This window comes from Arthrobacter sp. NPDC057388 (assembly GCF_042668165.1).
GTDB lineage: Bacteria > Actinomycetota > Actinomycetes > Actinomycetales > Micrococcaceae > Arthrobacter.
In genome coordinates, this window is the sequence record NZ_JBHVBL010000032.1 from 1 (window position 1) to 6,240 (window position 6,240).

General features: G+C 67.7%; 8 protein-coding genes and 1 riboswitch. Of the genes, 7 read left to right on the forward strand and 1 reads right to left on the reverse strand.

Annotation, left to right across the window (positions count from 1 at the left end; translation table 11 throughout):
• Positions 1-124: 124 nt before the first annotated feature.
• A riboswitch (SAM riboswitch) is annotated at positions 125-238 on the forward strand.
• 35 nt (positions 239-273) lie between these two features.
• The 5 genes from ACFUTU_RS14860 (at position 274) to ACFUTU_RS14880 (ending at position 4,122) form a co-directional block, all read left to right on the forward strand.
• Positions 274-1,692: an aminotransferase class V-fold PLP-dependent enzyme gene (locus ACFUTU_RS14860; RefSeq protein WP_377965555.1), complete on the forward strand. Its 1,419-nt coding sequence runs from the start codon at positions 274-276 to the stop codon at positions 1,690-1,692.
• Between the two features lie 102 nt (positions 1,693-1,794).
• Positions 1,795-2,574: a class I SAM-dependent methyltransferase gene (locus ACFUTU_RS14865; RefSeq protein WP_377965557.1), complete on the forward strand. Its 780-nt coding sequence runs from the start codon at positions 1,795-1,797 to the stop codon at positions 2,572-2,574.
• Between the two features lie 10 nt (positions 2,575-2,584).
• Positions 2,585-3,298, forward strand: coding sequence for a metal-dependent transcriptional regulator (locus ACFUTU_RS14870; protein WP_377965559.1), 714 nt, complete (start codon positions 2,585-2,587; stop codon positions 3,296-3,298).
• Between the two features lie 6 nt (positions 3,299-3,304).
• A complete protein-coding gene (locus tag ACFUTU_RS14875; RefSeq protein ID WP_377965561.1) occupies positions 3,305-3,760 on the forward strand; it encodes a fluoride efflux transporter FluC in 456 nt (151 codons plus the stop codon).
• Positions 3,757-4,122 carry a fluoride efflux transporter FluC gene (locus ACFUTU_RS14880; RefSeq protein ID WP_377965562.1) on the forward strand — a complete coding sequence of 122 codons (366 nt, stop codon included), beginning with the start codon at positions 3,757-3,759 and terminating at the stop codon, positions 4,120-4,122. Before ACFUTU_RS14875 ends, ACFUTU_RS14880 begins: the two co-directional genes overlap by 4 nt.
• On the opposite strand, the gene ACFUTU_RS14885 is transcribed toward ACFUTU_RS14880, so the two are convergent.
• Complete coding sequence (locus tag ACFUTU_RS14885) at positions 4,119-5,507, reverse strand: MFS transporter (RefSeq protein ID WP_377965564.1); 1,389 nt, start codon at positions 5,505-5,507, stop codon at positions 4,119-4,121. The two genes, ACFUTU_RS14880 and ACFUTU_RS14885, sit on opposite strands and share 4 nt — an antisense overlap.
• A 22-nt stretch (positions 5,508-5,529) precedes the next feature.
• On the opposite strand from ACFUTU_RS14885, the gene ACFUTU_RS14890 reads away from it, so the two are divergent.
• Positions 5,530-5,892: a hypothetical protein gene (locus ACFUTU_RS14890; RefSeq protein ID WP_377965633.1), complete on the forward strand. Its 363-nt coding sequence runs from the start codon at positions 5,530-5,532 to the stop codon at positions 5,890-5,892.
• Positions 5,893-5,982: 90 nt separating this feature from the next.
• On the forward strand, positions 5,983-6,117 hold the full coding sequence (locus tag ACFUTU_RS14895) for a hypothetical protein (protein WP_377965566.1): 135 nt from the start codon (positions 5,983-5,985) through the stop codon (positions 6,115-6,117).
• Positions 6,118-6,240: the final 123 nt, after the last annotated feature.

Here is a 6,240-nt window from a genome sequence, read left to right on the forward strand (position 1 = left end):
CGCTTTTGGGGGCGGCCGCCGTCGTTTATTCGACAGAAAGCCGGATATCCAGCGCGCGTAATAATCCGCTTAACATTCCTGTCGGCTTTTTCATCGCCTCTCCCGATGTCCTAATCTCGTAACAGGTCACGAGTGCCAGCGCTAAACCCCGGTTAGCTGGCCGGCAACCCTCCATTCGCGGTGGGGTGCCCCGGGTGACGACCAGGCCGATCCGGAACGGACCCGGCAAGCGCGGATCCCCGTCACACGGGGTCCTTTTCTTAGTGAGGTCCCATGACGACTGCCATCATTTCTTCCACCGAGTCTTCTGCCGCGGAGGCGGCCCTGCTGGACGGCCGGTTCGCCGCCGCCCGCCGGCCCCTTGCCGCCGTCACCGGCGCAGAAATCCAGGCACCGCTGATCCAGGGCGGCCACGTCCGCTACGCGAACCTCGACTACGGTGCCTCCGCCCCCGCGCTGTCGGTCGTCTCCGCCTACCTCAACGAGATCCTGCCGTTCTACGCGAGCGTGCACCGCGGCGCCGGCTACGCCTCCCAGATCAGCACTTCCGTGTACGAGAACTCGCGGAACATCGTGCGCGAGTTCGTGGGGGGCCGCGCCGATGACGCCGTCATCTTCACCCGGAACACCACCGACTCCCTCAACCTGCTGGCCGGCTGCCTGCCCGTCGAGGACCACCACCACACCGGCGAGGTGCTGTACCTGGACATCGAACACCACGCCAACCTGCTGCCGTGGCAGGGCGTGCCGCACCGCAGCGTGGTGGCCTCCGAAACGCTTGAAGGCACCATCGCCAGCCTGCGTGCCGAGCTGGAGCACGGCGACATCAGCCTCCTCGCCGTGACCGGCGCCTCCAACGTTACGGGCGAAATCCTCCCGATCCGCCGCCTCGCCGCGCTGGCCCATGAATACGGCGCCCGCATCGTGGTGGACGCCGCGCAGCTCGCGCCGCACCGCCGCGTCAACATCGCCGCGGACGACGTCGACTACCTCGCCTTCTCGGGCCACAAGCTCTACGCCCCCTTCGGGGCCGGCGTCCTCATCGGCCGTCCCGACTGGCTCGACGCCGGCACCCCCCACCTCGCCGGCGGCGGCGCCGTGAGCGAGGCCCGGCTTGACGGCGTCAGCTGGGCCACCGGCCCCGCGCGCCACGAGGGCGGCTCACCGAACGTCCTCGGCGCAGCCACCCTGGCCCGGGCAACCCAGGTCATCGCCGACCTTGATCCGCAGGCCTGGCATGCCCATGAAGCCGCCATCCGGTCCTACCTTGTCGAGGGGCTGCGCCAGATCGACGGCGTCACCGTGCACCAAATTTTCGAGGACAGCGACCCGGACGAGGCCATCGGTGTGGTCAACTTCTCGGTAGAGGGGTACGACGCCGGCCTGGTCGCCGCCTACCTGTCGGCCGAACACGGTGTGGGCCTGCGCGACGGCCGCTTCTGCGCCCATCCGCTGCTCAAGCGCCTGGGCCTGCCGTCCGGTTCGCTGCGCGCCAGCTTCGGCGTCGGGTCCCGGCTCGAGGATGCCCAGCGGCTGCTCGCCGGCATCGAGGAGCTCCGCCGCTCGGGCCTGGGCTGGGACTACGTGGTGGACGCCGGGCGCTGGGTTCCGGCGAACGACACCCGCACCTACCCCGAGTGGGCACCCAACACGCCCGGCACCGCCGGTGCCGCACCGTGTGTCCAGGACTGACGGAGCACCCAGGACTGACGGGCACCCAGGACTAAGCACCTCCCGCTCCCCGTACGGTAAATTCGAAAGGTAATTTTCGACGTCGGTATAAGGAGACTGTGCGTGGCACGGGGCGGTCCCAAACTTCATCACGGGCGGCGGCAGGAGCTGGGGCAAAGCTTCCAGGACGGCGGCGAGCATTATCACCGCGTCCGTCCCGGCTACCCGGACGACTCCGCGGACTGGCTTATTCCGGCCGGCGCCCGGACCGCTGCTGATATCGGCGCCGGAACGGGCAAGTTCACCGCACTGCTGCTGGAGCGCGGGCTCACCGTCAGCGCCGTGGACCCCTCCCTGGACATGCTGGACCAGCTCAGCCGCAGTTATCCCGGCGTTCATACTTTGGCGGGAACAGCGGAGGAAACCGGACTGCCGGAGGCGGCGTTCGACCTCGTCAGTGTTGCCCAGGCGTGGCACTGGTGCGATCCGCTGCGGGCCAGCACGGAAATTTCCCGGATCCTCACGCCCCACGGCGTGCTCGGCCTGATCTGGAACCAGCTGGACACGTCAGTGCCCTGGGTGCACCGGCTGTCGCGCATCATGCATGCCGGGGACGTCCACAAACCGGATTTCCGCCCTAGGGTCGGACCGGAATTTACGTCCCTGGAAAGCCACCTGACGCGGTGGGAGGACCCTGTCACCCCGGACGACATCCTGGAACTGGCCAAGTCCCGCAGCTACTACCTCAGGGCCAACGACGCCACCCGCACCAAGGTGACCGGAAACCTCACCTGGTACCTGCACGAGCATCTCGGCCACGCAGAGGGCGACGTCCTCCAGCTTCCCTACCTCACCCAGACCTGGCGGGCAGTCAAGGCCGAACGCGGGAGTGGCAGCAGGTAGGCTTGAAGCTGTGAAGACCAGTACGCCCTCCTCCTCGATCGAGGACTACGTTAAGGTCATCTATTCCTTCACGGAATGGCAGGACAAGCCCATCACCTCCACACAGCTTGCACAGCGCCTCGGCGTGGCGAACTCCTCGGTCTCCGAGATGGTGCGCAAGCTCAAGGACCAGGGCCTCGTCCTCCACAAGCCCTACAGTGCCATCACGCTCACGCCCCAGGGTGTCCGGCTTGCGCTCTCCATGGTCCGGCGGCACCGGCTGATCGAGACCTATCTGGTCAAGGATCTCGGCTACAGCTGGGACGAGGTCCACGATGAGGCCGAACAGCTGGAGCATGCCGTCTCGGACACGTTCATCGAGAGGCTGTCGGCCCGGCTCGGCAACCCGACCAGGGACCCACACGGCGACCCGATCCCCGCGGCCGACGGAACCGTACTGATGCCGTCCGCCCACCGGATGATCGAGCTCGACGACGGCCACACCGGCAGGATCACCCGGATCAGCGACGAAAACCCGGAACTGCTGCGCTATCTCGCCGCGGAGCGGATCAGCCTCGACGCCGACGTCGAGGTGCGCGGACGCAAGCCCTTCGGCGGTGCGCTCGTGGTCCGCATCGGTTCCCCCGGAACCGGCCGTGACGTTGACCTCGCCGACGAAGTGGCCTCCGCGCTCTGGATCCACAGCGATTCCGCGCATCCCGGCTGCCGCATGGCCGGCCTGTAGGCACAGGTGCGCGTTCCCCTGGCCGGCCGCCGCGGCACCGCGCCGACCGCAGGCTCCGGGTACGGCTGGAGGGTCTGGACGGCCGTGGCCGCCGGCGGACTTGTGGGCACGGAGCTCCGGTATGCACTGGGACTGATGTTTCCAGACCAGCCTGGAGGCCTGCCGTGGGCCACACTGGGCATCAACATCCTGGGCAGCTTCGTGCTGGCGGCCCTTACCACCGCCTGGATCGCGCGGCCCCGCACCGCATTCTGGCTCCGCGCCGCCGTCGGTCCCGGCCTGCTGGGCTCCTTCACCACCTTCTCCGCCGTCGTCTTTTCCGCGGACCAGCTGGCCCGCGCCGCACTCCCTGCGGTGGGCATGCTCTACCTGGGTCTGTCTGTGGTGCTGGGGCTGGCGGCGGCCGCCACCGGCTGGCGGACCGGCCGGGCAATCGGCGTTTCCCGCGGGACTGACCTGTGACAGCGCTCCTCGTGGGCCTTTTCGGCGTCGCCGGGGCCCTGCTCAGGTTCGCCGTGGACGGGTGGCTGGCCGGTTTCCCCTCGACGCGGCGGCACTGGCCCTGGGCCACCCTGCTGGTAAACGTGGCCGGATCATTCGTGATCGGGCTGTCCGTGGGCGTGGCCGCGGTCTTCGGCCCCGAATGGCATTCCGCGCTGGCCACCGGGTTCGCCGGCGGGCTGACCACCTTCAGTTCCTGGACCACCGCCACGGTGCGCTTGGCCAGTGAACGGCGCTACCCGGCCGCCGCACTTAACGTGCTGGCCAACCTTCTGCTGGGACTGGCCGCGGCCGCGGCGGGCATCGCGGTCAGCGGCGGTTAGCGGCGGTTAGCGGGCGCGGGGTTGCGAATGCCGACGGCGGAGCAGGCGCCACCCAGCAACAACAGCGCCGCGGTGGCCAGCAGTGCCCGGTGCAGGCCCGGCGTCGTCAGCTCGGGACCGACGATGAAGCCGGCAAATGCGATACAGACCAGGCCGGCGATCCTCGAGACCGCGTTGTTTACGGCTGATCCCACCCCGGCCTGTTTTTCGGGCACCGACCCCAGGATGGCCGCCGTCAGGGGTGCCACGGTGGTGGCAAGACCGAGCCCGAAGACCAGCTGCCCGGGGAGGATCTGGGTCCAGTAATTGAGGGAGCCGCCAACGGACAGCGTCAGCAGGAATCCGGCCGCACACAGCACCGGCCCGGCGGTCATGAACCAGCGCGGTCCGTACTTGCCGGCGAGTTTTCCAAAGAACGAGGCCAGCAGCATCAGGATCAGTGTTGAGGGCAGCAGCGCGAGGCCGGCAGTGGTCGCCTTCATGCCGCCGACCTGCTGGATATAGATGCCCAGCGCGAAGAACCCGAGGGAAAAGCCTCCGTAGATGGCGGCAGTGGCGATGTTGCCCCAGCCGAAATTCCGAACCGTGAACATCTCCAGGGGCAGGAGCGGCGCCGCTGCCCGGGATTCATGGATGAGGAAGAGCACCGTCGCCACGAGGCCAGCCGCCAGCGGCAGCCAGACCTGCGGACTGCCCCAGCCGGCAGTGCCCTGGTCGATCAGTGCGTACACCGGCCCGCCCAGCGCAACGACGGCCAGGAGCGCGCCCGCGATGTCGATGCTGCCGGCAGCATCGGGGACAGCGTCGGCCTTCCGCAGCCTGGCCAGCACGGGCCAGATCACCGCGGCCGGCAGGACGTTAACGAAGAAAATGACCCGCCAGGACAGCAGGTCCACGGACACGCCGCCGATCAAGGGGGCCACAATGGCGGCCCCGCTGGTCCAGGCCGACCATTTGCCGATGGCCGATCCCTGGCCGGCGCTGTCGAAGTGGCTCACGATCAGTGCGAGGGAACTGGGGACGAGGAGCGCTCCCGCCACACCCTGCAACCCCCGGCTGACCACCAGCACCTCGCCCGTCCACGCGGCCCCGCAGAGAACCGAGGTGAGGGCAAACCCGGCCAGGCCCCACTGCAGCACACGCACGCGGCCGAAATGGTCCGACAGCGAGCCAGCCGCCAGGATCAGTGCGCCGAGCGTCAGGAGGTAGGCGTCCACCACCCACTGCTGGATGCGAAGGCCGCCGCCAAGCTCCCGGCCGATGGCGGGCAGCGCCAGGCTGACAACGAAGCTGTCAAGAATCGCCATGAAAGAGGCCACGATCGCGACCGTCAAAACCTGCCGCTGGAGGCGGGTGGGGGCAGTGGCCTGGCTGGCGTCGCTCATGACTTACCGTATCGTGGACCGGATGATCAGCAGACGCGATGCGGCAATTGCCTTGGATGTACCTCTGGAAATGGCCCAGCGCCACGGCATCCCCAAGCACCTCACGGAAGCCGAACTGGGTGAACTGCTGGACAACCCTCCTGCCTGGCTCGTGCAGTCCCGCGCCAACCGGACGGGAAAAAGGCCGGTGTGGGTGCATCTCACCTGCGCAGTCTGCGGGTACAGCGAGGCAGCCAGGCCCAAGAAGTGGTGGCCTGAGTTCACGTACGTCGTCTGCGCGCATCACCGTCCTTCCGACGTTCCTGCCGCCGCGCCGGGTTTGGTGCGCAGTGAGTTCGACGGCGTGGGCACCAGGTTCGTGGGGATCGCCGACGTCGCCGGTTGACCGTTAAGCGGGCAGTTACATTTGGGCTGCAACAGGCGTAATTTACGTAGGGAGGGGCACCCTCCTGCCCCTCGGACGAGGGAGCACGCCATGCCGGACAAGTCGCCGCACCAGCAACAGCAGAAAAAAGCGGGCAAAACCATCAAGCAGAAACGCGCAGACAAAAAGGCCAAGCACCCCACTGAGGGTCCCGCAGATCCTGTGGCGCATCTGAAAAAACGCTGATTGCCCGATAGTACGAAGAGGTGGCCGGGGGTTACCCCGCCACCTCTTTGTTTGTGGGGCGTTTGTATCCCCAGTACGCCAAATCGTCGGGAACTGCAGAAATTTGCGTAACGTGGCCGTCCC